The organism is Vibrio sp. 10N.222.46.A1 (assembly GCF_041473595.1).
Lineage (GTDB): Bacteria > Pseudomonadota > Gammaproteobacteria > Enterobacterales > Vibrionaceae > Vibrio > Vibrio tasmaniensis_A.
On record NZ_JBFRSN010001740.1, the window covers coordinates 1 to 553 of the forward strand.

Genomic DNA, 553 nt, shown 5'->3' on the forward strand with positions numbered 1-553 from the left:
AATATGGTGGAGGGAGACGGATTCGAACCATCGAAGGCAGTGCCGGCAGATTTACAGTCTGCTCCCTTTGGCCACTCGGGAACCCCTCCAGGGTGTTTTTCCTAACTCATAATGGATAGGCTAAAGAGATGTTTTTCCCAACGCATCTCTCAAGTGCGGAGCGCATCATAGCAAACACGTTAAACCTGTAAAGGGTTTTTCTTATGGTTTTGTGTTAAATGCTGCCTTTTTGGGCAAAGATGGCGAAAAGTACGCATATTGCTCGTGAAGTGAACATCTGTATTAAGATTTACGTACTGATAGGTAACACCTTGAGGTAATTAGCTTTATGTTTCGTGTTTGGTTCGTGTCATTAGTCATGAAACGTCAATTGAATTTAACTTAGATTTACACTTCTTGACGTTACAGCATTCATCAGTTGATAGAATACGGTTAATTTCATTTATAGATAATAATACCAATCGTAGTAAGTAATTTGTCATTCTAGCTTGTTAAAATACTCGAGAACAGCGTCAACAATTTTGATTGTAGAATAACTACTTATCGAAACTAT

Annotated in this window: 1 tRNA gene; it reads right to left on the reverse strand. The window is 38.5% G+C overall.

Features of this window, described 5'->3' with window-relative positions:
• Nucleotides 1-4: 4 nt before the first annotated feature.
• Nucleotides 5-89: transfer RNA gene (locus AB4496_RS29110), tRNA-Tyr, on the reverse strand.
• Nucleotides 90-553: the final 464 nt, after the last annotated feature.